This is a genomic window from Clostridium sp. C8-1-8 (genome assembly GCF_009928445.1).
Taxonomy (GTDB): domain Bacteria; phylum Bacillota; class Clostridia; order Clostridiales; family Clostridiaceae; genus Clostridium_AR.
Map to the genome: position 1 here is coordinate 269477 of NZ_JAABNO010000004.1, position 26098 is coordinate 295574.

General features: G+C 30.4%; 24 protein-coding genes, 2 tRNA genes and 1 other RNA gene. 20 read left to right on the forward strand and 7 right to left on the reverse strand.

Features of this window, described 5'->3' with window-relative positions; genetic code table 11:
- The first annotated feature begins 12 nt into the window (after positions 1–12).
- On the forward strand, positions 13–846 hold the full coding sequence (locus GXK57_RS06710) for a prephenate dehydrogenase (RefSeq protein WP_160673368.1): 834 nt from the start codon (positions 13–15) through the stop codon (positions 844–846).
- Between the two features lie 15 nt (positions 847–861).
- On the forward strand, positions 862–2127 hold the full coding sequence (nagZ, locus tag GXK57_RS06715) for a beta-N-acetylhexosaminidase (protein ID WP_160673371.1): 1266 nt from the start codon (positions 862–864) through the stop codon (positions 2125–2127).
- Positions 2128–2360: 233 nt separating this feature from the next.
- Here nagZ and GXK57_RS06720 read toward each other — a convergent pair whose 3' ends face one another.
- Complete coding sequence (locus GXK57_RS06720) at positions 2361–2747, reverse strand: VOC family protein (RefSeq protein WP_160673509.1); 387 nt, start codon at positions 2745–2747, stop codon at positions 2361–2363.
- A gap of 471 nt (positions 2748–3218) precedes the next feature.
- On the opposite strand from GXK57_RS06720, the gene GXK57_RS06725 reads away from it, so the two are divergent.
- Complete coding sequence (locus GXK57_RS06725; protein ID WP_160673374.1) at positions 3219–3983, forward strand: DUF2087 domain-containing protein; 765 nt, start codon at positions 3219–3221, stop codon at positions 3981–3983.
- A 332-nt stretch (positions 3984–4315) separates the two neighbouring features.
- Here the strand turns inward: GXK57_RS06725 and GXK57_RS06730 are convergent, their stop codons facing one another.
- Positions 4316–5545, reverse strand: coding sequence for an aminopeptidase (locus GXK57_RS06730; protein WP_160673377.1), 1230 nt, complete (start codon positions 5543–5545; stop codon positions 4316–4318).
- Between the two features lie 641 nt (positions 5546–6186).
- Between GXK57_RS06730 and polA the strand changes: the two genes are divergently transcribed.
- The 11 genes from polA to GXK57_RS06790 all read left to right on the forward strand — a co-directional run bounded on the left by polA (position 6187) and on the right by GXK57_RS06790 (position 17974).
- Positions 6187–8793, forward strand: a complete 2607-nt coding sequence (polA, locus tag GXK57_RS06735) for a DNA polymerase I (protein ID WP_160673380.1) — start codon at positions 6187–6189, stop codon at positions 8791–8793.
- Positions 8794–8803: 10 nt separating this feature from the next.
- On the forward strand, positions 8804–9403 hold the full coding sequence (coaE, locus tag GXK57_RS06740) for a dephospho-CoA kinase (protein ID WP_160673383.1): 600 nt from the start codon (positions 8804–8806) through the stop codon (positions 9401–9403).
- 170 nt (positions 9404–9573) lie between these two features.
- Positions 9574–10116 (forward strand): lytic transglycosylase domain-containing protein, encoded by a 543-nt coding sequence (locus GXK57_RS06745; protein WP_160673386.1) that lies wholly within the window; start codon positions 9574–9576, stop codon positions 10114–10116.
- Between the two features lie 319 nt (positions 10117–10435).
- Complete coding sequence (locus tag GXK57_RS06750) at positions 10436–11548, forward strand: glycosyl hydrolase family 8 (RefSeq protein WP_160673389.1); 1113 nt, start codon at positions 10436–10438, stop codon at positions 11546–11548.
- 103 nt (positions 11549–11651) lie between these two features.
- A tRNA-Leu gene (locus GXK57_RS06755) sits at positions 11652–11734 on the forward strand.
- Between the two features lie 239 nt (positions 11735–11973).
- Complete coding sequence (locus tag GXK57_RS06760; RefSeq protein ID WP_160673392.1) at positions 11974–12549, forward strand: YcxB family protein; 576 nt, start codon at positions 11974–11976, stop codon at positions 12547–12549.
- Positions 12550–13474: 925 nt separating this feature from the next.
- A complete protein-coding gene (locus GXK57_RS06765; protein WP_160673395.1) occupies positions 13475–13996 on the forward strand; it encodes a YcxB family protein in 522 nt (173 codons plus the stop codon).
- Positions 13997–14213: 217 nt separating this feature from the next.
- Complete coding sequence (locus tag GXK57_RS06770; RefSeq protein WP_160673398.1) at positions 14214–14915, forward strand: 4'-phosphopantetheinyl transferase superfamily protein; 702 nt, start codon at positions 14214–14216, stop codon at positions 14913–14915.
- 30 nt (positions 14916–14945) lie between these two features.
- Entirely contained in the window at positions 14946–15491 is a 546-nt protein-coding gene (locus tag GXK57_RS06775; RefSeq protein WP_243156380.1) for a thioesterase domain-containing protein, read from the forward strand.
- A gap of 1260 nt (positions 15492–16751) precedes the next feature.
- Positions 16752–17246 carry a hypothetical protein gene (locus GXK57_RS06785; RefSeq protein WP_160673401.1) on the forward strand — a complete coding sequence of 165 codons (495 nt, stop codon included), beginning with the start codon at positions 16752–16754 and terminating at the stop codon, positions 17244–17246.
- Between the two features lie 269 nt (positions 17247–17515).
- Complete coding sequence (locus tag GXK57_RS06790) at positions 17516–17974, forward strand: hypothetical protein (RefSeq protein WP_243156381.1); 459 nt, start codon at positions 17516–17518, stop codon at positions 17972–17974.
- A gap of 40 nt (positions 17975–18014) precedes the next feature.
- On the opposite strand, the gene GXK57_RS06795 is transcribed toward GXK57_RS06790, so the two are convergent.
- From GXK57_RS06795 to GXK57_RS06810, 4 genes are all read right to left on the reverse strand, one after another.
- Complete coding sequence (locus GXK57_RS06795) at positions 18015–18167, reverse strand: polynucleotide phosphorylase (protein WP_160673404.1); 153 nt, start codon at positions 18165–18167, stop codon at positions 18015–18017.
- Positions 18168–18240: 73 nt separating this feature from the next.
- On the reverse strand, positions 18241–19341 hold the full coding sequence (locus GXK57_RS06800; protein WP_160673407.1) for a Ger(x)C family spore germination C-terminal domain-containing protein: 1101 nt from the start codon (positions 19339–19341) through the stop codon (positions 18241–18243).
- On the reverse strand, positions 19338–20411 hold the full coding sequence (locus tag GXK57_RS06805) for a GerAB/ArcD/ProY family transporter (RefSeq protein WP_160673410.1): 1074 nt from the start codon (positions 20409–20411) through the stop codon (positions 19338–19340). The genes GXK57_RS06800 and GXK57_RS06805 overlap by 4 nt, the downstream gene beginning before the upstream one ends.
- 1 nt (position 20412) lies before the next feature.
- The gene (locus GXK57_RS06810; protein WP_160673413.1) at positions 20413–21747 is read right to left on the reverse strand and encodes a spore germination protein; all 1335 of its coding nucleotides are present in this window, start codon (positions 21745–21747) and stop codon (positions 20413–20415) included.
- A 187-nt stretch (positions 21748–21934) separates the two neighbouring features.
- On the opposite strand from GXK57_RS06810, the gene GXK57_RS06815 reads away from it, so the two are divergent.
- The 6 genes from GXK57_RS06815 to GXK57_RS06840 all read left to right on the forward strand — a co-directional run bounded on the left by GXK57_RS06815 (position 21935) and on the right by GXK57_RS06840 (position 25441).
- The gene (locus tag GXK57_RS06815) at positions 21935–22138 is read left to right on the forward strand and encodes a hypothetical protein (protein WP_160673416.1); all 204 of its coding nucleotides are present in this window, start codon (positions 21935–21937) and stop codon (positions 22136–22138) included.
- 18 nt (positions 22139–22156) lie between these two features.
- A complete protein-coding gene (locus GXK57_RS06820; RefSeq protein ID WP_160673419.1) occupies positions 22157–22459 on the forward strand; it encodes a spore coat protein in 303 nt (100 codons plus the stop codon).
- 597 nt (positions 22460–23056) lie between these two features.
- Positions 23057–23249, forward strand: a non-coding RNA gene (ssrS, locus tag GXK57_RS06825) — 6S RNA.
- Positions 23250–23492: 243 nt separating this feature from the next.
- Positions 23493–23575, forward strand: a tRNA-Leu gene (locus GXK57_RS06830).
- 358 nt (positions 23576–23933) lie between these two features.
- Positions 23934–24521, forward strand: coding sequence for a protein kinase (locus tag GXK57_RS06835; RefSeq protein WP_160673422.1), 588 nt, complete (start codon positions 23934–23936; stop codon positions 24519–24521).
- 17 nt (positions 24522–24538) lie between these two features.
- Complete coding sequence (locus GXK57_RS06840; RefSeq protein ID WP_160673425.1) at positions 24539–25441, forward strand: tetratricopeptide repeat protein; 903 nt, start codon at positions 24539–24541, stop codon at positions 25439–25441.
- Between the two features lie 175 nt (positions 25442–25616).
- On the opposite strand, the gene mscL is transcribed toward GXK57_RS06840, so the two are convergent.
- Positions 25617–26018 carry a large-conductance mechanosensitive channel protein MscL gene (gene mscL, locus GXK57_RS06845; RefSeq protein WP_160673428.1) on the reverse strand — a complete coding sequence of 134 codons (402 nt, stop codon included), beginning with the start codon at positions 26016–26018 and terminating at the stop codon, positions 25617–25619.
- Between the last annotated feature and the right edge of the window lie 80 nt (positions 26019–26098).

Sequence of the window (26098 nt, forward strand, 5' to 3'; positions counted from 1 at the left end):
TGGGGGAGAATTATGAATATAACTATAGTGGGGCTAGGTGTAATAGGCGGTTCCTTTGCTAAAGCATTAAAGCCTTTAGAGGAACATCAGGTCTATGGTATAGATAATGATATTAGTACTTTGAATAAGGCAGAAGAGCTTGGAATAATAAAAAAAGGATATTTGGACGGAAAAGAACCTTTAGAGCTATCTGACTTAGTAATTCTTTGTATATATCCAATGTCTGTACTGAATTTTGTAAACAGCAATAAGCAATATTTTAAACCAGGGGCCATAATTACAGATGCTACTGGAGTAAAAGGGATAATGGTGGATGATATCCTAGAGTCAGTTGGAGAAAATATTGATTTTGTATTTGGACATCCCATGGCTGGAAGAGAAAAAAAGGGAATTGATTTTGCATCAGCAGAAGTATTTAAGGGGGCAAATTATATAATAACTCCTCATCATGGAAATAAGACTGAGAGTATTAATGCTGTTGAAAAACTAGCATATTCAATAGGGTTTTCTAATGTTAAAAAGGTAAATCCTTATGAGCATGATAAGATAGTTGCATACACTTCCCAGCTACCACATGCTATGGCAGTAGCATTGGTAAATAGCGATGATGGCAGATATCCAACAGGAGAGCTTATAGGTGATAGCTATAGAGATCTCACTAGAATTGCCAATATAAATGAAGAGTTATGGAGTGAACTTTTTTTATCCAATAGAGAGAATTTAATAAGCACCATTGAAGTTTTTCAAGAGAAGCTTGAGGATATAAAAAAATCCTTGGTCAATAATGATAAAGAGAAGCTAGTAAAAATCTTTAAAGAATCCTCGAGTAGGAGGGAAAAACTTTAAGAATGGTGGTGTAGTATGCGTAAGTTCTTAATAATATCATTGTCCATAGTGTTTATTATCATAGCTTTTGCAGCTGGTTTTCTAATTGCTGGAGGAAAGCTGCATATAAATGATGCTTCTTTCAATAGTACTAAAGCTGATGAAAATAAAAATTCTAATGATACAGGTGAAAGTACCGTTCCACCTGTAGTGGAAAAAGATCCGATAAAGGAAAAAGTAAAGTCATTAACTTTAGAAGAGAAGATAGGACAGCTTGCCATTATAGGCTTTGATGGCACAGAGATGAACGATAATATTAAAGAACTTATACAGAATTACCATGTTGGTGGAGTGATATTTTTTAAAGAAAATATAACTAGTCGTAGCCAAACTTTGAGTTTGGTTGAAGCTATGAACCATTATAATGAAAATGCAGTTCCTTTATTTTTAGCTGTTGACGAAGAAGGTGGAAGAGTTTCGAGAATTCCTAGTGAGTACTTAAAGCTACCTAGCAGTGGATATATTGGAAAGAAGAATAACGAAGTTCTTTCTAATAAAGTAGGAGAAGTTTTAGGTGATGAAGTAGGTTCTTTAGGACTAAATCTTGACTTTGCACCAGTTCTAGATATTAATAGCAACCCTAAAAATCCTATAATAGGAGATAGAGCATTTGGAAATAATGCTGATTTAGTATCAAGGCTTGGGCTATCAACCATGAAGGGCATTCAGTCTAAAGGAATAATATCTGCAGTAAAGCATTTTCCAGGACATGGAGATACTTCTGTAGATTCTCATAAAGGGCTTCCTTTAGTTAATAATGATCTGACCAGGCTTAGAAACTTTGAGCTGATACCATTTAAAAAGGCCATAGATAATGGGGCTGATATGGTAATGGTAGCTCATATATTATTGCCCAAGTTAGACAGTCAGTACCCAGCTTCATTATCTAAGAATGTAATAACTGATTTACTTAGGAAGGAATTAGGCTTCAATGGCGTTATTATAACCGATGATATGACTATGGGTGCAATTACCTTAAACTATGATATAAACAAAGCAGCGGTGACCTCACTAAAAGCAGGTAGTGATATAGTTTTGGTTTGTCATGATTTTAATAAAGAGAAGACTGTTCTAGATTCAATAAGAAATGCAGTTAAGAATAAAGAATTAACCGAAGAGCAAATTGATGACAAGGTCTATAGAATATTAAAGCTTAAAGAAAAATATAAATTAGGGCAGCAAGGCCCTCAGCAGTACAATATTCAAGATATAAATAATAGGATTAAGCAGTTGCTTAAGTAGAGATATAAGATATTGTAGAATATTAAAATTTTTTTGTTAAATAAAATTAAGTGGTTTGTCATCCTACGCTTCAATTAACTTGTGCAAAGAGTCATTTAATTATCTAGTAGCTAGCTTCATAACATTTCTTAAATAAGAACTTTTAAATAATATTTCTATACAGAGGCTTTTAAAAAAAGTTATATAACTAATAAAAATTCACTGAAGTAGTTTCAGTGAATTTTTCATTGTTCTTATTTCTCGTATATCTCCAAAGGAAGATGATCAGGGTCTTCGAAGAAAGTAAACTTCTTTTTGGTAAGCTCATCTATTCTTATAGGTTCAGTTATAATAGCCTTTTCGTTTAATTCACGAACAGCTTCATTTATGTCATCTACCTCAAAGGAAAGATGTCTTAACCCTCTAGCTTCAGGATAGCTAGGCCTTTCAGGACAGTTTGGAAAAGAGAACAATTCTATCTGATAAACTCCATTAACATTTAAATCAAGTTTATAAGAATCTCTTTCTTTTCTATATATTTCTCTTTCTACAGTAAATCCAAGTTTATTTACATAGAAATCTTTTGATTTTTTATAATCAGAACAGATTATAGCGATATGATGTATTTTATTTATTTTAATCATTATATCCTCCTAAAGATGTTTAATTTACAAAAAAATAATAAAGCCCTGTAATATGCTCGTAATGAATACTTTTGCACAAAGCTTTGACTTAAGGGTTTTATGAATAAAAGTGTAGCATAAATAGTATTTTCCTTCAATATACACAAGGCGTGGATAAGCTTTATAGTTACCACCGTAAAAACAGCCTTTAAAAAGTGGATTTTGTATGGAAGCTGTACATCTATATTTATGCTGTTTAAAAGTAAAATTTATGAAGATAAAGCTTCGTAGCTTCCTGGAAAATATTATTTTAAGTCAAGGATTGAAGTAGTTTATCTTTTTAGAAGGATATCTATAAATATGCGTAATTAAGATGGTGAAGAAATTATATTTTAAACTAAGTTACAATTTGTTTATTAATATATAAACTTATTAAAAATATGTTGATAATATATTTGTCATTGCATATAATGTTAGTGAGGTGATTATATGGAAAAAGATTATTTGTTTGATTTTAGCCTAGACATAATTGAGAAAGGGTACTTTTATGATGAAAAAAATAAGCACTACAAATGCTTGATTTGTGAAAGTATCTTTGAAAAGGGAAGAGTATACAAAATAGGAGAAGAATTTTACGATGCAGAGAAAAGCTGTGAAAAGCATATAAATGAGGTTCATGGCGACATGTTTGATTTTCTTATAGATAGAAATAAGAAAATAACTGGCTTAAGTGACAACATGAAGGAATTTATAAAGTTCAGTCATCAGGGGCTTAACGATAAAGAAATTGGAACTAATATGGGCTTGTCAGCGTCTACAGTGAGAAGTTATAGATTTAAGCTTAAGGAAAAAGAGCTTCAAGCTAAAGCCCTTCTAGCTATTTTAGATTTAATGAAAAATAATTCACAGGAGGTAGAGGATAAGGAAATGTCAAAATTTGTGAATGCACATTTATCAGCAACAACTTTAGATGATCGCTATAATATAACTGAAGAAGAACGGAGAGAGGTGTTGAAGAATTACTTTGATGACAATGGTGCCCTTAAGGTATTTCCATCAAAGGAGAAGAAAAAACTTGCAGTACTATCTCAAATAGTAACTAATTTTTCTAGAGATAAAAAGTATACTGAAAAAGAAGTTAATGAGGTTTTAATGAGAATATTTGATGACTATGCTACTATAAGAAGATGCCTTATAGAATATGGCTTTTTTGATAGGAAGAAAGACTGCAGCTATTACTGGGTAAAACAATAAAAAACTGCTAACCCCAACTAGGACTATATATTTATATAATTATATGAATATATAAAGTTTTGATTTTATAAGTATATAATCATAAGAATTTAAGAATTTTACTTTTTAACTTGTTTAATTTCAAGCAAATTTACTTTTCTTATTAATATGGTTTTTCTAATGTACAGGAGGAAAATCTTGTGGTCACCATAATTATTTATACTGCTTACCCTAGATAGGTGTTCTGAACCATTGATATTACTAGTTGTCACTAACACAAAAATATACTTTACTAGACAGTAAAAAAGCGATGCATAAAGAATGGGGAAACCATCTTTATACATCGCTAAACTTTAGAAAGCCCAGTTACCTGACTTGAATATTTGTATTACTTCGCCTTCATTTGTAGTACCTATAATGTTAAGATCTTCAGTACCAACCATGAAGTCTATATGAGTTAAGGATTGATTAGCTCCTCTTTTTTCAAGCTCTTCTTCACCTAGGTTTTCTCCATCCTTCATGTTTATAGAATAAGAAGCACCAATTGCTAAGTGGCAAGACGCATTTTCATCATAAAGAGTGTTGAAGAATATAACACCTGAATTTGATATAGGAGAGTCATAAGGTACTAAAGCTACTTCTCCTAAATAGTGTGAACCTTCATCTGTTTCAACTATGCTCTTTAAAACATCGTAGCCTTTAGCAGCAGTAAAGCTAACTATTCTTCCATTTTCAAAGGTTATTGAGAAGTCATCGATTAAGTTACCACCATAGTTTAATGGTTTTGAACTATAAACTATACCATTTACTCCTGTTTTCTTTGGAAGGGTGAAAACTTCTTCTGTAGGCATGTTTGCTATAAATTCTACACCATCATTGGTATAGTCTGCACCACCTGCCCAGATATGACCTTCTGGAAGCTCTATAGTTAAGTCAGTACCTTTTGCATTTGTGTATTGAAGAGTTTTGAAGTTTTTGGAATTAAGGAAAGTCATCTTTTCTTTTAAGGTAGCCTTATGCTTATCCCATGCAGCCACTGGATCTTCACTGTCAACTCTTACAACCTTAAATATCTGCTCCCATAAAAGTTCTACAGCTTCTTCAGCAGTATTATTTGGGAAAACCTTTGTAGCCCAACCTACAGTTGGAATAGAAACTATAGACCAAGAGTTTCTATTGCTCATAAGTCTTTCGCTGAATTCCTTTAATGCTATTTGAGAAGCTTTTTGATTTCTACCAATTCTCTTTGGATCTACATCTTTTAATAGCTCTGGATCAGAAGCAGATATGCTCAAGAAAGCAGCGCCTTCTCTAGCTGGACATATTCTAGCATCTGCTAACCATTGTGGTATGGTATCAAAGGTTTCTTCAGGAGCTTTTAAATATCTTATTTTATTTGATATCTCGTCATTCCATTGGATAATTACATCCTTTGCTCCTACTTCGTAAGCTATTTCAGCAGCTAATCTAGTAAATGGAGCACATTCTATTGGAGAGCTTATAACTAGCAATTGATCTTTTTGTATGTTAACACCAGTCTTTACTGCAAGCTCAGCATATTTTCTTAATAATTCATCTTTCATATGAACACCTCTCTTGTAAAAAGTACTTTATATAAGATTTTACCAAATCATAGTAATAAGTTAAATCGTTTCTTAATAAATTTTTACTAATTCTTGAGAAATTAATGCAAAACATGAATTAATAAAATTATTATGAGAAAAATCATTATAAGGAATAATATTTGTAGATATATTAAAAGATATTTATATTTTATTCTACATACATTGAATATGCTTTCATTTACTAAGTATTTGGCTTAGTGTGGTTGGAAAGAAATAGGGTTTATATTATAATAAATAAGTAGAGTTTTAGATTAAATCTTTAATGTTAAAATTAGTGTTTCATATTTTAAGGAATGTTTATAAATAGCTCACAGTTGCATTGAAAGAATCTTTTAAAGATTGTCTAGGTTATTAATAGTGAAGCTGTAAATACTTTTGAACATTGATTAAGTAGCTAAATGATTTATATATAATAAAACTTTAACTTACACCATGGAATATACTTATAGATTTTAGTCAATAAAGATATTAAGGATGTAACACTTCAATCCGAAGTCTAAGTTTTATTATGAAGTGGTACATCTATATGATAATGAAAAATTACTTGGATTTAGATAAAATATGAACATGGAACATGAGACAAATTTGGAGGAGTATTTATGAAACGTTTATTGATATTGGATGGTAATAGTTTGCTTAACAGAGCTTTCTATGCTATTCCGCTTTTATCCACTAATGAAGGTGTTTATACCAATGCAGTTTATGGCTTTACTAATATGCTTATAAAGATGAAAGAAGAGCTTAAACCTGACTATATAGTTTCTACTTTTGATAGAAAAGCTCCAACCTTTAGACATCTTGAGTATCAAGATTACAAGGCGGGAAGAAAAAAGATGCCTCCAGAACTTGCAGCACAATTTCCTATTGTAAAAGAAATGCTTAATTTATTCAGCATAAGCATCTACGAGATGGATGGTTATGAGGCTGATGACCTTATAGGAAGTTTGGCTAAGTTTGCTGAAAGTAATGACATAGAGGTATACATAGTTACTGGAGATAGAGATGCGCTTCAGCTTGCTTCAGATAATATTAATGTTGTTATAACTAAAAAAGGAATAACTGAAAAAGAGATATATACAAGAACCAGAATGATCGAAGAGATGGGAGTAACTCCAACTCAATTCATAGATGTTAAAGGTCTTATGGGAGATCAATCAGATAATATCCCTGGTGTACCTGGAATAGGTGAAAAGACTGCTTATAAGCTGATTCAAACCTATGGAAGTGTAGAAGGTGTATTAGAACATGTTGAAGAGATAAGCGGTAAAAAGGTTAAAGAAAACCTAATACAATACAGCGAGCAAGCCATATTCTCTAAGAGACTTGCTACTATCAACACAGAGGTTCCAATAGAGTTTGATCTAGATGAGATAAGATCTAATGAGAACTTTGATAGAGAAGGGCTTAGAAAGCTTTTCTTCAAACTTCAAATGAAGACACTGCTTGATAAGATTCCAGAGGCTGAAGGTGAAGAAAAGTCTGGTGCTGATAGTGAAGTAGACTTTAAGAAGGTAGATTCAGTTGAAGAGCTTAAAGCAGCATTAGAGTCCTTAGCAAAGGAAGTTTACTTTACCTTTAATTTGGAAGGCATCAGCAAATATTCTCTTTTAACAATAAAAGATATATTCATAGCTGATGGAGAAAAGAATTATGAGATCGTATTTGATGCCGTCAACAATGATAAGGGAATTGATATACTAAGACAATTTTTTGAAAATGAGGACATAAAGAAGGTAAGTCATGATGTTAAAAACTTCTTAACTGCTCTAAGAAAACTTGATATTGATATGAAGGGACTTATATTTGATACTGCATTAGCTGCTTATCTAATAGATTCCTCAAAGGGTGATTATCCTATATTAACCTTAGTTAATGAATATTTAGGAGAAGATCCTAAAGGTGATGTAGAAACTGTAAACATGAAGCTTTGCTTCCATATGAAAAAGTTATATGCTTACCTTAAGACTAAGATTGAAGAAGCTAAGATGGAAAACCTGCTTTATGATGTAGAGCTTCCACTAACTTTAGTACTTTCCTCTATGGAAGAGTATGGTTTTAAGGTTAATCCATCAATGTTAGATGAGCTTTCTGAAAAGTTTAAGAAGGAAATAGATGAAACACAAAAAACAATTTATGAGCTTGCAGAGGAAGAATTTAATATTAATTCGCCTAAACAATTAGGAAAGATACTTTTTGAAAAGCTTGATCTGCCAGTGGTTAAGAAGACAAAGACAGGATACTCTACAAATGCTGAGGTTTTAGAAAAACTATCAGATAAACATCCAATTATAGATAAGATAACTTATTTTAGACAGCTTACTAAGATTTATTCAACCTATATTGAAGGTCTTAAGGCTGTTATAGATGAAGATGGTTGTATACATTCTAACTTTAATCAAACTGTTACAACCACAGGAAGATTATCTTCAACAGAACCTAATCTTCAAAATATACCTATAAAGTATGAAATGGGTAGAGAGATAAGAAAGGTATTTATTCCTAGAGAAGAGAAAGACGTTATTCTTTCAGCAGACTATTCTCAAATAGAACTTAGAGTTTTGGCTCATATAGCAAATGATGAGAATATGATCGATGCCTTTAAGCATGACATTGATATTCATACAAAGACTGCATCAGAGGTGTTTAAAACACCAATTGATGAAGTTACATCTTTAATGAGAAGCAGAGCAAAGGCGGTAAACTTTGGAATAGTTTATGGAATAAGTGATTTTAGTCTTTCACAAGATCTACACATTACTAAAAAAGAAGCAAAGGAGTATATGGATATATACTTTGATAGATACCCTAAGATCAGAGAATTTATGGATAACATAGTTAAAGATGCTGGGGCAGAAGGTTATGTTACAACCATAATGAATAGAAGAAGATTCATACCTGAGATAACTTCTTCGAACAAAATGGTTAAGGCCTTAGGTGAAAGACTGTCCATGAATGCGCCAATACAAGGAAGTGCAGCGGATATAATAAAGATGGCCATGGTCAATGTGTATAATAAATTGAAAGAAAAGAACATGAAAAGTAAGTTAATACTTCAAGTACACGATGAACTTATAATAAATGTGGTTCCTGAAGAACTTGAACAAATTAAAGCGCTAATTAAAGAAGAGATGGAAAGTGCTGTAAAGCTTAATGTTCCACTTGAAGTTGATATTAATATAGGTGAAAGCTGGTACGATGCTAAGTAAGGAGGAAATTATGATAAAGGTTGGTTTAACTGGTGGGATAGGTACTGGAAAAAGTACTGTTTCTAAGATACTTCTAGAGTCGGGCTTTTGTATCATAGATGCAGATAAGATTGCAAAGGATGTACTTTCAAAATATCCAGAGATACTATTAAGAGTAAAAGACGATTTTGGAGATGGCTTTTTTGACTGGAGAGGCGAATTTAGAAGAAAAGAGTTTGGCAATCATATATTCAGATTTCCTAAGCAAAGAGTAAAATACGAAAATATAATAATGCCTTATATAATAAAGGAAATAAACGAACAATTTGAAGCATACAATAAAAAAGGTGTTGGAATCGTCATTTTAGACGCTCCAACACTGATTGAAAATAATATGAATGAAGACATGGACTTTGTTATATTAGTTTGGTCAGATAGCAGTGCCCAGATTTCTAGATTAAAATTAAGAGACAAACTAAGCCAAAGTGAGGCTTTGAATAGAATAAATGCTCAGCTTCCTTTGGAGAGAAAAAAAGAATATGCAAATTTTATAATAGATAATAGCGCAAGCTTAGTAAAAACCAAAGAGCAGGTCGATGATATGATAGAAATATTGAGCCTTTACAAATAATATTTTTAATATTAATTTATCTATTATCTTAGAATATAGTCCTTCAATACGGATAGTATTTTTAACTAAACTTGATTCTGTGGGGAGGCTTTAAAAATATAAACTGAATATTTGAAGTGGCTTATCTATAGTAGATAAAACTAAGGCCCTACTATATTTAGGAGAAGATTATGAAATTAAGAAAGTACATTGTATTTTTTGTTATTGTTATTGTTGTTTTGTCAGTTTGTAGATGGTGCGTTTATAATGTTGTTTACCCATATAAGTATAAAAGTGTTATTGAAAAGTACAGTGTAAAATATGATTTAGACCCATTGCTAGTGTTATCGGTAATAAGAGCTGAAAGTAATTTTAATTCAAATGCTCATTCTTTTAAAGATGCACACGGACTTATGCAGGTAACGGATAGTACTGCAAAGTGGGCGGCAAAAGAGATGAACATAAGCTATTCGGATTCTTCCGAGCTTCTAGATCCAGATTATAATATAAATATGGGTTGTTGGTATCTAAAGAATCTAAGGGATGAGTTTAAGAATATGGATTTAGTTATAGCCGCCTATAACGGAGGACGAGGAAACGTAAATAAGTGGCTAAGTGATAGTAAGTATTCCGGTGACGGTAAGACTTTAAAATATATACCTTTCAAGGAAACAGACAAGTATTTGAAGAAGGTTAAAGTAAACTATAATATATATAAGTTCTTATATAAATAAACTATGTTGAAGTCAAGGGGTACTCCCTAGGATAAAATAGTATTTGCTAACATATAAGAGTTTTTATTACTATAAATATAATGATTTTTAAAGAAGCTATGTGTAATTGATAAAAATTGTACCTATTGCAGTACACCTTAACTTCATGAGATATAATTGAAGAGGTTTGCTTAAGAATACAACAGTATAAAATATAATATGGAAGTTTTATGTTAATGTATACCACTTTATAACTAGACAAGCTTTGATAAATAATATAAGCTTTGTTTGGAATAAGGTGGTATAAATTTATAGTTACAAGAGGATAAGGGGGGAAAACATGAGAAAAAAGATACTTGGGTTAGTCTTGATCATAATTGTGATTACTGGAGTTTTGGTTTTTAAAAACTTTAGATATATAGTTCCTATTCATCTAAATAAGCAATGGACTGTTCCAAAGATAAGTAAGGAGGAGCAGATTACCTTTGAGTTTATAACTAATAAGTTAAGCTCGGAAAACAGTGGTATATATACTAACTATTTGGATCAACCAAGTTTAAAGGATATAACAAAGGGTCATGCAGTTCTTTCAGAATCAGAAGGACTTATCATGCTCTATGCTGTTGAGAAGGGGGATAAAGCTCTTTTTAATAAACATCGTGATATTGTTATGAACAAAATGATGCTTAAAAGTAATTCCATTGGCTGGAGATTAGAAAATGGCACTTTGGCAGAAACCTCTGCTACAATAGATGACTTCAGGATAATAAAGGCATTAATATATGGCTATGATAGATGGAAAGAATTTAAATATAGAAAAGATGCGATAAAGATATCAGACTCCATACTGAAAAATAATATGAAGGATGATATACCAGCAGACTTTAAGGATGCTTATGGAGTAAGTACAACAACCACCATTTGCTATCTAGATATTAATACTATGAATATACTTAAAAATATGGATAGAAGATGGATAACCAAATATAATGAAGCAAAAAGTCTAATAAATAAAGCCTACATATCAAAGGAACTTCCTTTGTATAGGACTACCTATGACAACGGTAAAAAACAATTTATAGAGCAAAAAGAAGCTGATACACTTTTATCTTTATTAACAGTGAAATACCTAAAAGCAAATGGTGAAGATGTATCCTCAACGGTGAGTTGGATAAAGGAAAAGATGATAACTGACGGTGCGCTTTATGCAAAATACGATATAGCAACAGGTAAGAATACCACAGATATAAGATCTACAGCAGTATATGCCGTAGCTGCAATGATAGCAAAAGACTGCAAGGACAAGGAACTCTATGACTTACTGATAAAGAAGCTTTTAGAGTTTCAAATAGTAGATAAGAATAATGAAATCTATGGTTCCTTTGGAAATGGGGATACCAAGGAAGTATACTCTTTTGACAATCTCAATGCACTGCTAGCCATGCAGAATTAAAAATCATTTGGAAGAAAAATTCATATCAGCCTATTGAAATAATTAAAACATTATAATATAATATTCACGTGTCATAAAAATGTTGGCACATGATATTATATATGCGAGAGTGGCGGAATCGGCAGACGCGCACGTTTGAGGGGCGTGTGAGAAATCGTACGGGTTCAAGTCCCGTCTTTCGCACCAAAGAGAATAGGGACATTAGTTATATAGCTGATGTCACAGGTTCAAAAGAGCAACACGTTTATGATTGGAAAAGTCATAGACGTGTTGCTCTTTTTTGTTGTAGGAGTGTTGCTATTACTGTTGAGTACTACCTTCTAATTTCACTAGTAGTACTATAGTTAGAGATGGTATAATTATAAAGTATAATATTATTTTGAGGTAGCATCTATCATAAGCAATTAAAATTTGGAGGGATTGACATGGATACTAAAGGTAAAGAGGAGGATATGAATCAAGAAATACTGGCAGAAGTAAAAAGTACTATGACATATGATATATTTAAAAAGTATTTCCTGTTTAGTTTATTTAGAAGAAAATCATACAAACAACGCTTGGCAATATTTTGTATAATATTTTCGATAGGAGGGGTAGTGTCTTTATATTCTATTATTTCTTTCGGATTTGACGCTATAAATACTATTTTATTATTAATGTTACTTGTTCTAGCATTTCTTATGACTTATCTAGTAATATTTGCACCAAAAAATTATTATAAGACTGCTAAAAAGGTTATTGAAAATCCAACCATATACAGGTTTACTTCAGAATATATTGAAGTAGAATTAATAGCTGAAGCAATTAGCGGAAATTCAATTATAAAATATGATTCATTTCATAAGATATACGAGATTGGTGATATGTTTTACTTATATATTAGTAATAGGCAAGCTCACATAGTTCCTAAGAATGATATTGAAGAAGAAACATTGAAAAAATTAAGAATAATATTTAAATCTAAATTGGGTAAAAAGTACCATAATTATTCTAATAGATAATTAGTGTAAGCAAGTTCGTTAGCTTTATAAAAGCAATATTTTTATTTGCTTTTTGTGTTGATATTTATTTCTCATAACTCTGATTTCACCAATCATCTGTAGTGAATATGCATGTTACTATTGTTAAAGGCGTTTAACGATTTTAATCTCAAGTTTCTTATTCTTGAATTTGAAGTGCCATATTCGCTACTTAGCTCTGATAAGCTCATTTTCTATTTATATGGAGCTACGATCATGTCTTTATATTATTGCTCTTACCTTTTGATCTTTCAAATATTGGATATATCCTTTCTTATCTAAATAACATTTTACTTAGTTAGTAAAGTTCTTGTTTTAAGATAGACATATATATTAGAAATTTAAATGAGAAAGTAAGAGTAATATTAATTGTTCAAAAAGATCAAAAGAAGAATTAAAGTTACAAAATAGAGAGATAATTTCGGTTTATGAAAATCGTATAAGTGATTCAGAAATGAAGCTAGTAGAAGAATTTTTCACAAGTTCTAGACTTCATAAGACTATTGCAGAAGAATTTGAAAATTTGGATACAGATAGTAATAGCAAGAGATAATAAGGTGAGTGAAAGAGATTGGGTGAAATATAATATTCCTGAGAAGGAAGCTATTTTATATGAAAGTGAGTGGAGGAAACTACAAATTGATTTGTCAAAACTTTAGCATCTTTAATACTTTTAAAAAGAATACTAAAATATCATAGTAAGGAAGTAATAAAAATGCACATTCATACATGATTCAAAAAAATGGGTAGAACTTTATATAATAACAGGAAAACAGTATTTATAATAATATCAATTTTAATAAATGAGAAGTTCATTGGTAAGAGCTATGAATTTAAGGGAAGATGAGTTAATATATGAAGATAGATGAAAAATACTTTTCTAACGTTTTTATAGGGAGGAAGTAAGTTGGAATCAAAAAAGAGTATTGAAGTTAGAGGAATGATAAGTCTAGAGGATTGTAGATCTCTGAGTATATTTAGTATGAGGATAAAATACGTCGTAATATTTGTTTTATTGTTTATACTCTTATTAATAATTTCTGGAGGTTTCTTTTATAAATTAAAAGAGATGGATTTTATTGTTGTAACAGCCTTCTGTGGAGCTCTATTTGTTGAGGCATGTATGCTTATTTCTGCAAGATTTGCAGTTGATAGGGCGTATAGAAGTGATCCTTTTTTAAAATATCAACAAACATATATTATAAATGAAAAAGGTATAGAGATTAAGTCTGAAAGAGGTAACAAAATTGTAAAGTGGGATGATTTCACTGATATGAATGAATATAATGATATGTTTATATTTACAGTGTCTAAAAGCAATGCTGTTGTAATACCTAGAAGATTTTTTGAAGATGAAAATGATATTATAGTTTTTAAAGAAATTGTAGAAAACAATGTAGGCTCAAAAACAAAAGTAGACCTAGGATAGTATTTGAGTAATTCTAATCTCTATTTATGTTATTTATATTTAAGCTCTATAAGGCTTGATGTAGGGGAGACCCTGCTCTTTTTTTTGCAATTAATTATAAATATATATGTGTATAAATATTTAAAAACAGGAATTGTTATATTATAATGGATTTATTGTTAATAATTACAATAAAATATATGCGATAAGGCTAGAAAAAAATATAAAAAGGTGTTTTATGAAAATATATGCGGTGAAAATTTCTGAGCTAAGTAAAGAAAAAATGGACGAGCTATGTGAGTTAATTGATTTAGAGAAGAAGTGTAGGATTGAGAAATTTATTAATACAAAAGATAAAGTTAGGACATTAATCGGGGAAATATTGATAAGAACAATAATTCTTGAAAATTTTAATGTTGATAATAAACATATAAGTTTTAATAAAAATCAATATGGCAAACCTTATTTGGAAGAGTATCCTAACTTTAGCTTTAACATATCTCATTCTGGAGACTATGTGTTGTGTGCTATTGATGGTAAACCTATAGGCGTTGATGTTGAAGAGATAAAGCCTATTGATTATGAGGGGATAGTTAAAAGCTTTTTTACAGAAAAAGAGTTTGAGTATATTGTTAGTAAAGAGTTGAAATTAAGTTTAAATAGGTTTTATGAAATATGGACTTTAAAAGAGAGTTATATTAAATGTTGTGGACATGGGCTAGCAATGCCTTTAAGTTCATTTTCCATTCAAATAGATCAGTCTAAGGATATTAAAGTTATTAAGGATAATGAATATAATCAGCATACTTTTAAGTTGTTTGATATTGATTCAGGGTATAAGGTAGCTGTGTGTTCAATAAGCCAAGAAATATCTAATAACATAATAAGATTAGATCAAAACTGTCTAATTGATAAATATACTGGGTTTAATCTTGAATAAGTGGAGGACAATTCGATAAGATTATTTTGTTTGCCATATGAAGGTGGATCAGGAGCCATATATTATAAATGGAAAAGGTATCTAAGTCCTTCAATAAAGCTAGTACCTATAGAACTAAAGGGTAGAGGCAAGAGATTCAATGAAAAACTTAATATGCCAAAGCACATGTTTTTTTCAGGATATCAGGCGCCTAGCATACCAAGAAAGAAAATACAGATATATACATTACCTGATGAAGAGTTTATTAAAGAAGTAATTAAGTTAGGTGGCACTCCGCAAGAGGTAGCAAAAAATGAAGAGTTACTTAGTTTGTTTGCTCCAATTCTTAGAAGTGACTTTAAAATCTTGGAAGAGTATATTTATAAAGAAATGAAAGAAAAGATTCAATGCGACATTTCAATTTTTAATGGAAAAAAAGATGATATAACTAAAGAGGAGATACTAGCTTGGAAAGATCATGGAGATAAAGACTTTAAGGTTTATAATTTTGATGGAAATCATTTTTTTATAAACGATAATGTGGAAAGAATAACGGAAATTATAAATAATACCTTGATTAAAGAAGGTAAATATTAATGGGTAGCTAATAAGAATAAATAATAAAAGTAGTTAATATAAAAACATTGTATAAGTACAACTTAGAAGTGAGAGTTGTACTTATTAATATACATAGTATTCTACGCCTAATAGAAACATTTTATTTCTGGTATTCTAAAACCTGTCGAGCTATTTCTAAGCATTCAGCTTCGTGTTTTTCAAAAATGTCGTTACCAAAGCTTTTGGTGAATATATCCATTATTATATTTGCAAGTATTTCAGATGTAAGAGCATTAATCTTATTAGCTTTCTCAACTATTCTTTTTATTTCTCGGTCATATTCATTTGGAGTTACAAAATCTATAAGTTTAAAAGGATCCCATGAATCTATTACTTTCTTTGTGGTTATAAAATTAATAATAATATCACCTCCAATGGATTTTTAATCCCATAATTTACATATAAGTTATTTAGTCTGTTTCATTATAGGTTGTAGACTTACTTGTTCCTCTTTATTATTGTAGGTTATAGTCACACTCTCACCTTTATAATTAATAGGGGCATAAGTTAATGACATTGACGCCATAAAACACTTTTTTGTATTAGCGTAATAAATAGTTCCTGAACCTGTATATTTAGAGGCGGTTTTAAGCTTACATTGAATTTTAGAGTCTTTATCTAGTACTAAGTTTTTAGGTGCAATTTTAATGTCTAGAAATCCATCCCATACATCAAGAGAAACAGTCCAATTTTAATTTTCTCCTGCATAGGATTTATTTTTATAAGATACTTCAGGATTCAAGTTAATGTTACTTAAGCCCAAGGTTAATAAGATTATTGATAATATTAGAATAAAGATAATGATATAACGTTTTTTATTTAAAATATCCTCCATTAAATAATTTTCTATTTATGTCAAAAGGATAATTACTCATTTATATATTAATATATTTTAGGATATATGCGAAGTAGTTTGGAAAAAATACCAATAGTTTTATATAGCTGATTAGAGTAAGCAGTGAAGCTTAGGATTGCAGAATTATGTAGTTTTCATTTTAATATAGCTATTATTAAAAAGGTAAATGTTTAAGTGCTCTGGATAAATATTTTATTATTTAGAACACTAACAGAAGAAGTTATATCGTATGGATACCAATGATTATAACTAAATTTATATATGTATTATAATCTCAGCCTCTGAATATTATTGGGAATGTGTAAATCAATATTTTAAGTATGATATCTATAGGTGATTAATGACTTAGTGATTTACTGAAAAAAGTAAAGGAAGTGTACTAAATGAAGCTTTTGATGTCATTGATAACCTCAATTACTATTGCTACAAGCTATTTCATACCTGATATATCACAGAGGAATACTAATCCGAGAATCATAGATGCATTTATTTTGGCCTATGATGCAATGTACTCAGAGGATAAGGACTTATCACATCATAATAATATTATACTAGATATGGAGTCCGTGTATTTCACTGATACAACTCATGAGGAAAGAGAAAAGGCTATTGATTACTTCAAAAAATATAATAAACAGCTGTTAAATGCCTCTCTTTTCAAGCTGCAGCAAATTGGCTTAGCTAGTGATATGGGGCAATTAAAATTAGATGGAGTTTTACTGATGATGACAGAGGTAAGTGCTGACATACCAGATGGAATAATTATAAGAGGCTATAAATGGAGAGGACCTATTGCTGCTCGTGAGTATAAAATAAGATTAAAAGTAATTGACGGCAATTGGAAGGTAGTTGAGGTAAAGCTACTGGGAGTAGCATGATAAAGAAATTATAATCTTGTTGGTTTTACTTATATGAGTTGATTTTATAAAGCGTTTATCTGTCTAAATAATTTACACTTATTCAAAAGTAGCAGTCCTAGGGGATTCATAAATTAATAGTTGAAGTTTTATAATTGTATAGGAACTTAATGACCCAACTTAATAATGAGTTTTGGATTAATTTACATATTAAGTATCTTACTGTATAATTACATTAACGAAAAAATGTATAAATAGATATGTTTTTTAAAATAAAACGGAGAATTAAAATGGGAGAGACTGAAATGGTGGTAGATTTTAAGAACACAGAAGAACTTATGATTAAGTGGCAAAAGATTTTGAGGTTAGAGGATTGGGATTTGTACCTGAAGATTGTTGAAAAGCCTTGGAGAAAATCTGGTGATGTAAAGATAGATACCTCTAACAGAAAAGCAGTGGTGTTGATTAATAGCAATCCTACTTGTACTAATCTTGAGGAGATAGTGGTGCATGAGTTACTTCATCTAAAGTTGTGGGGCATGGATCAGATGATTGAAGGGTTGATAAACATAGTATTTGGAGATAATGAAGATGACAAGAAGAGGGAATTTGCAATGGATCAATTCTTTGGTGTATTGGAACCAACCGTTGAGGATCTTACAAAGTCATTTTTAAAGGTTAGTGGCTCTGAAGATGACTTAAGCTTTGGAATATTAGAGAAGCAAATAAAAGAAGAAATAAGTGAATAGGATAATATTTCTTGGGAAATAAAAAAGACACCGAAGTGTCTTATTTGTTTCCTTTTTTCATTACCATAAAATAAAATTCTGTGCCAAACTCTTCATTGAATTCTGTTTCTAAATCTCTTAAACGCTTTAATTGTTGTCCTTCTATATCAGCATATTCCATAGGTTTAAGTTTATCTAAATGTTCACTAGTCATAAAGTAACACCTCCTATGTTATATAATATGGAGAAATTATAGATCTTAAACCTGCGAGTTTCAAGGGGGAAAATTATCTTGCTACATTTTTTCCTTCGAACCTTGCAGTTACACTTACTTTAAATTGAACTTTAGGTAATATTTCTGAAAGCCATTCATCAGATAAGGAATATGAAGGGTTATACTGCCAATAATTTAGCTGGAGATTTAGCGGGTCTACATTCTCAAATCTAAACTTTTCAAGTAAATAAGTTATTTTACACTTAAGTTCATTTTCTATTATTTCTAAAGCTTCCTGTCTATCGATATTATATTCTGTTCCTTCTTCTACCAAGAGTTTTAATTTGACATTAACGTTACAGATAGTAAGGTCTGATTGCTTAGTAAAAGAGTATTTTGTATTACTGCTCCTAAGGTTAAAGCCTAGTATTTTATTACCATCTGTAGGAACGTATATAAATGCAGAGTTTGTTTTGTTGTTTGCTAGTATATTAAACATCTTAACCTGCTCATTTTTCAAAAGCATTGATAGTCTGTTATGTTTACTTAATATTGCTAACTCGTTTTCTTGTATACCATCGTTCTGTAATTCAAAAACTGGCATTGAGGTAGTTAGTCCTGGCGTATTTAATTGAGTGTATAACTCAGAAAGCTTTTTTTTATAGGTATATGGGGAGTCAACTCCTTGACCAAATCTTAGAAATAAATCAGCGCCAGCGTAGGTTTCTGTAACTGACTGCGTATCTAAGATTTCCTTAGCTGATGGATTGGCGGCTGTAACCCACATAAGATTTTGAAAATCTCTTCTTGTTATAAAAAATGCAGCAATATGTCTTAGGTTATCCTGAGATTGATTAAAAAAACTTTTTCCCAAAATTAATATTTTCATATGACTATAGTCTGGCTCTAGTGCCAATTTTTGTTTTACCTTCCTTAGTGCAGCTCCTATAGAGTCGGCTTCAACTTCCACTAGCTTGTAGTTCAAATCAGAGCTCTTAACCTTTGTATTTGATGGAATGGCACCTTTTATGGTTAACTTCACATCACCTTTTTCATTGATAGAATCAATACCGATAGCTACTATAAAAATTCTCCTATCAATATCTTTATAGTCACATCCGTAACAATTCAATATAAAAACAAATGATAATAGTAAAAAAAATAATCTTTTCATTCAGTACTTTTCACCCACTTTTTACTTTTATAATATAAGGTTGGGCAAGTAATGCAGATTATGGCAAACCAAATATATCCCCAGATGGTTCCTATATTAAGAATTGCTTCAAAATCTGTAGCTATTGTTGGAAGTACCAATAGGAATAATATAACCACTGTGTAAACTAACCCACGAGCTTTTGATGAGTTTAACGTGTTTTTAAATAACTTATTGGCTACATAAAAGTATGAGGTTGAGCCTAATATCTGTAAAGAAATATATAAAGGCAACATTAGAAAGAGAGTTCTTTCTATTATAAATAGATCTAGTGATACAGTATCAGCTGTTGCAAGTATTGGAAAGCTTAGGGATTGTACTGCATTCGGACCCCAGACTCCTATCGGTACTAAAATTGGTAAGAAGGATAGTGGTATTCCGATAAGACCATATATTAGGTAAGCCACTTTGAAGCTCTTTTTCTCTAAACCAGTATTATATACTGATAAACTCTCTATTCCATTAAAAAAGTATGCTGCGGAAACTATCATTTTAAAAAAAGGAAACTTTAATGAATGAGTTATTGTACCTATTATAAATCTAGAATCTAAACCTTTTATTATTACAGTGAATATTACAGGAATCAGAACAATTGAAAATAATGAAAATAACCCTATGGAATATAATATTGATCTCTCAGAATTCTTGAAAGCTGTGTAATATATAAAAAGAATAAACATAGCTATATACATTCTATTGGTTTGAGGCATAATATTAGTTCCTATTACTATGATTAGAGGTATATATATAACTATTCCAGTTACAAATGAAGTAATTATTTGTAAGTATACAATCAATGTTCCTATGTACTTATTAAATAATTTTTTTGTAATAAATATTAGATCTTTTTTCACAAAAATGTTATAACAGTTTATTAGACAGTAGCTGTTGAACATTGATATGGAATAGCCTATAAATATAGCAAAAATAAATCCGTTATAAATATTTTTGCTTTGTATATTGGGATAATAAACTATCATGCTAATAAATATATGTCCTACTATATAATAATAAAAATATTTAGATCTCATATTAATGCACTTTCCCAAAGATAGATTTTATTCTACTTAACGGTATATTAGCTGGATCAAAAAATGGATTTTTCAGACTATTTAACGATGTGAGATAAAAAATAGTAGTAATCATTCCTGTAATAAACCCAATCATTCCTCCTATGACAGTGAAAAACAGTATGTAATATTTAAGAACTCTTATAGAAAGACTCATCGAGGTTGTTGGTATAACAAAATTTGATATGGCAACTGCTGATACTATTATTATCATAACTTCGCTGGCTAAGCTTGCTTCAGTAACTGCCTGACCTAAAATTAGTCCACCAACAGTAGTGGCAGTAGAACCTATGGTTTTTGGAAGTCTTAAACTTGCTTCTATAAGAAATTCCATCATTAAAAGCATGAAAGTAACTTCAATATAAGAGGTGTAAGGCACTCCAGCTCTAGAACCAGCTATGGAGAGGGCAAGTTGAACCCTAAATACTTCGGGATTGTAGGCTTCAAATGCAACATACGCCGAAGGAAGTACTATGCTAATAACTAATGCTATATATCTTATGCATATTAAAAAAATCGAAGGTACTGGAAGCAAATACTTATCATCAACGGTAGTGAAGTATTCATGAAAAGATGAAGGGGAGATAGCTGCTACAGGTGTTCCTTCTAGTAAAATGACTACTTTCCCCTTATCTATAGCATTAATTGCTCTATCAGGTCTTTCAGTAGTTATAAGACGCGGAAATATAAACTGACCCTTTATTATTATTTGCTGCAGTTCATTTAGTGCACCAACTGTTCCTTCTTCAATGGTTAAAATCTTATCTCTAATTTCAGTTAATAATTCTGTATCCACATTAGCTTTGTTATAAAGTAAAGCCACTTCTTTTTTATTAGTTTTACCGATGGTTAGAATTTTTACTATAAGCTCGTCTGTTTTATAAAGATTTCTTATTAGATTAATGTTAGTGTCCACTTTCTCGATAAAAGATTCTAGCCCTCCTTCAAAGCTTGATTCTCTTATAGCTGTACTTATAGCTCTAGATTTTGAACTTGAAAAACCTGTCATAGCAACTAAAGTATTATTTATCTTAGCCACTACATAGCCACTTACTAAGTATTCTATCTCGCTTATATTTGAATCATCTATTTTCGTAGACATATTTTGAATATACAAGTTAAAGGTATCCTTATTTTTCATATAAGGAATCTGAATTTTATCGATTATTTCGCTAAAACCTACTAAAGTTTTTAAAAAGTACAACGTAATTTCTTTATCAAGCTGTATGATAGAACCATCTGAAGTTTCATTAAAGTAATCTATAATTCTAGCATCTATTTCTTTAACTTCCTCCATAATAACTCACCATCCTTTTATTATATTATGTTCGTATAGTTTGGCTTAATTGGATTTTATTATACATAAATTAAATAACTTAAGGAAATTAGTGATTGAATGAAAAGTTTGTGGAATTATTTACATGTTTAATATTTCATTTAATACAGAAAATAGGATAGAAATTTATTTATTTGGAGGTGCTATAATGAGAAAACTTTCAGATGCTGAGGTTCTTTCTTTATCTGGATTACTAACTGCCGAAAGAGATGGCTTAGCAGTTGCTAGAGCAGTACAAGGATTTATAAATGATGATGAAATTAAGAAACAAGCTGAAGCTGCTGTTTTGGCTGCAGAGGGAAGAATAAGAGGAATTCAACAATTTATTAATGAAAACCAAGTTACAAGATAGGAAGAGGTGATTAAATTGATGTCAACATTACTAGAAAACATGGGATTAAAAGATACCGTTATGAATGATGAGATTATACTTAGCAATATGATTGGCGCTGCTAAGTGTTCTGCTAATGCATATCTTAATGCTGCTTTAACAAGCTCAACTCCAGAACTAAGAGCAATGTACGCTTCAAGCTTAAGCCAAGTTATGAATGGTCATGCAGCACTATGTGAGCTTGCTATAAGTCGTGGATTTAGTAATCCTTATGCAGTACCAACAGATATTCTTGCTGACGCTTATAAGAAGTCTGAGGGTGTTACTAACAAAAATGACTAATTTGAATTAGGTAATTTATAAAGGGTAAATAATAAGTTTTTTACTTTATAAATGTTTAGTGCTAAGATTATAGGATTTCTAAAATTAAGCAAATTATATAAGATCTTTAGTTTATATAATAATTAGGACTTTTAGGTTAATGTTAAATATGGGCCTAAGTTTTCTTAATTTAAAGCTTAGTTTGGAATCCTATAATGAAAGTATAGAATATATTAAGTTTCTATGCTTTTATTATAGGATTCTTTTATGAAGGCTAAAGCCTTACAAATTATAATTATAAAACTTATTCATATAGTAAGTTTTTTAAATGTATTACTTAGAAGCAGATCTTCAATATAATTAATAGTTAAAAATATAAGTGCAAAATATGTAAGAATTTGCATATAGAAATATAGCTTTTATTATATTGACATAATGAATATTTAGCTATAAAATAAAGTTCCAGTAGTTAATAATTCAGTTCACTATTAAATATTTAATTAATTTTTAACTTATTGTGACTTGATAAATTTACTATTGAAATTTGTTTCTGAATCGTATATAATTCATTATAGAAGCAGAAAACACAAAAAGCTTAACTAAGTGTAAATAAGTTCATATGTTCTAGGATATGCGACAAGCTCTTATTTTGAACCTACATTACAACAAAGGGAGTTCAAGATTTAATTATGGATATGTACCTTTTTGTGAGACCCTTAGACGGCATCTTAGGCGATTGATATAATTGTGAGAACACCCACCTATCGAGAGATAGGTGTCAAAATCAGGGCACCGGTATTTTGGAGTTATTTTATGAATTTTTAAGAGAAGTAGAAATACTTCTCTTTTTTGCATTTTAAAATATACAAGCAGTATATGTTGTATCGAGTATATTGCAATTCATAATTATATTTCATTCAGTAGAGTTTTGCGTATATATGATTAAGCGATAGTTTGTTAAAGCTGCAAGTGAATATAGGTAGGACTAAATGTTGACATAAGTAAATAATTGAACTAGAATAAACTTAGTACCATATATTAACATGTAATATATGCAGATGTGCTGGAACTGGCAGACAGGCGCGTCTCAGAAGCGCGTGTATATACGTACGGGTTCAAGTCCCGTCATCTGCACCAATGATATAATTAACAAAATTCCTAGTAAGTTATAATTAGGAATTTTACAAATTGGCTAGTATAAAGAGTTCCTAACTCAACTAAGTTTAGATATAGGGATTCTTTATACTGGCTTTTAATTTTAGACTATGTTTAATAATATTGTTGAAGTTAAGTGGTTATGAAGGAGATGCTATATGAGACACCAATTAGCGGAAGTTCATTAAAGCATTGGATGACTGATCACTTAATTTCAACATAGTACTTTAACTAAGCCTAATTTTAAAATAATATATCTGTTATACTGCTTGCCAATGAGTCATATTTACTAATAAAAAAACGTATAAATTAGTAAAATTCATCATAGGATGTGAGTTGTGTGGTCAGAAATTGGGATTATAGTGTTGATTTTACAGAGGAGATAGAAAATCAATTTAAACATAGCGAGTACTTGGGGGAAGGGCATAACGGAATTGTATATAGCCTTCCTGATAATAAGATAATTAAAATATTTAGAGAAAAAAAAGTTTGTGATGAAGAGATTGATATATTGCTAAGAGTTAAGGGATCTAAGTTTTTTCCCTATATACATAGTTGTGGAGAGTTATATATAATAAGGGATTATGTTGGTGGTGAAAGACTTGATAAGTATATCAAGGATAATGGTTTAAATGGAGAGATATGCAAATCCTTACTTGATATGATAAACGAATTTACAAGGCTTAGCTTTACTAGAATAGACATAAGATGCAAGGATATATATGTTCAAGAAGATATGTCCGTAGTAATCATAGACCCCAAAAATAACTATACTAAAACTGTGAGATATCCACGTCACTTAATGAAGGGGCTTTACAATTTGAATGCATTAGATGTATTCTTTAAATACTTAAGTGAATTAGATAGGCAAAAATATATATTGTGGAAATATAAGATGGGAAAGTATATTAAATTTAGTATAAAATAATAAAAGTGGGTATTTATATGGATTATGTAGACTTAGGAGAAAAAGCATATAAAAAAGGTCAACTTTTGAAAGCTCTTAATCATTATATGGAAGCAAGTAGACAGTCGGACTACAAGGATATTGAAATATTGATTAATATAGCTCTTATATATGATGAGTTAGGTATGGAAGATGAGGCTATAAATTCATACCAGGATATAATAGAAAAGGATAACTTAGAGGAGAGAGCTTATTATGGGTTAGGTGTTATCTATGATGAGATGGAGCAGTATGATAAGGCAATAGAATATTATAAAAAGGCCCTTGAACTTAACCCGTTGTACGGAAAAGCATGCTTCTTTTTAGCCAATGCTTATGACAGCCTTGGAGATAAGGAAACCGCGATAAACTATTATATAAGGTTTACCGAAATAGATCCTTACGATTTTTGGGGATTTACTAATTTAGGAGCTATATATGAAGAGTTAGGTAAGTATGATTTGGCCTTTAAGATGTTTAGCAAGGCTTTAGAAATAGATAAGATGAATTATATGGCATCATTTAACATGGCTGTAATATACTCTAGGCTCAATATCTACGATAAGGCAAAAGCTTATTACAGAAGAGCAATAAAACTAAATAGTCACTATCCCTATTCTTTTCTAAATCTAGCAATCTTGTATAAAGAAAGAGGAGAAGTAGAAACAGGTATAGAAGTTTTATCAGAAGGAATAAGCCATAATCAGCAGTGTGAATTTCTGTATTATAATAGAAGCTGTTTTTTATCTGTTTTAAATAAGGTAGAAGAGGCCGCTAAAGACTTGATAAAGGCTGTAGAGCTTTATCCAGGCTTCATAAAATATATTGATGAAGATGATGAACTTGAAGAAATAAGAAATGACAAATTATATCTAGAATTTATTAATAATATAGACCTATAGAATAAAAATATATGTAAAAGAGCTGTTGGATACTATATAAAAGCTATGCATAATAAGGAAAATTAATATCCTTATATGCATGGCTTATATTTTTGTGTTTTTTTAACCAGGTTACTAATAGGTTCATTAAGGAATGTTGAGTTAGTAAACCTATCTTGTAAATAAGTTCTTAGCATTAGGAGAAAAATTTATTCTTTAATAAATCTCTTATATCAGTAAGGAGCTCTTCTTCTCTTGAAGTTTTTATTAATAATTCCTCATCAGGACTATTTTTCTTGAACTTTTCTATCAATCTTATAAATAGAAAAATTGAAATGGAGACAATTAAAAAATCAATTATAGCCTGAATAAACTGACCGTAATTTATGGTAAGCCCGGGATTGCCAGGTGAGGCTTTTCTAATCACTAACTTTAAATAGGAGAAGTTTAGTCCACCTAAAACAAGTCCTAAAATAGGCATAATTATATCATTTACCAAGGAGGTTACTATCTTTCCGAAAGCACCTCCTATTATAACTCCTATTGCTAAGTCTAATACATTACCTTTTACAGCAAAATTTCTAAAATCTTTAAACAATTTTTTACCTCCATTTATTAAATTGTGAAATTATATTCCTATTTTCCCATAATTAATATAAAATAATTCTGTAGGAGGTA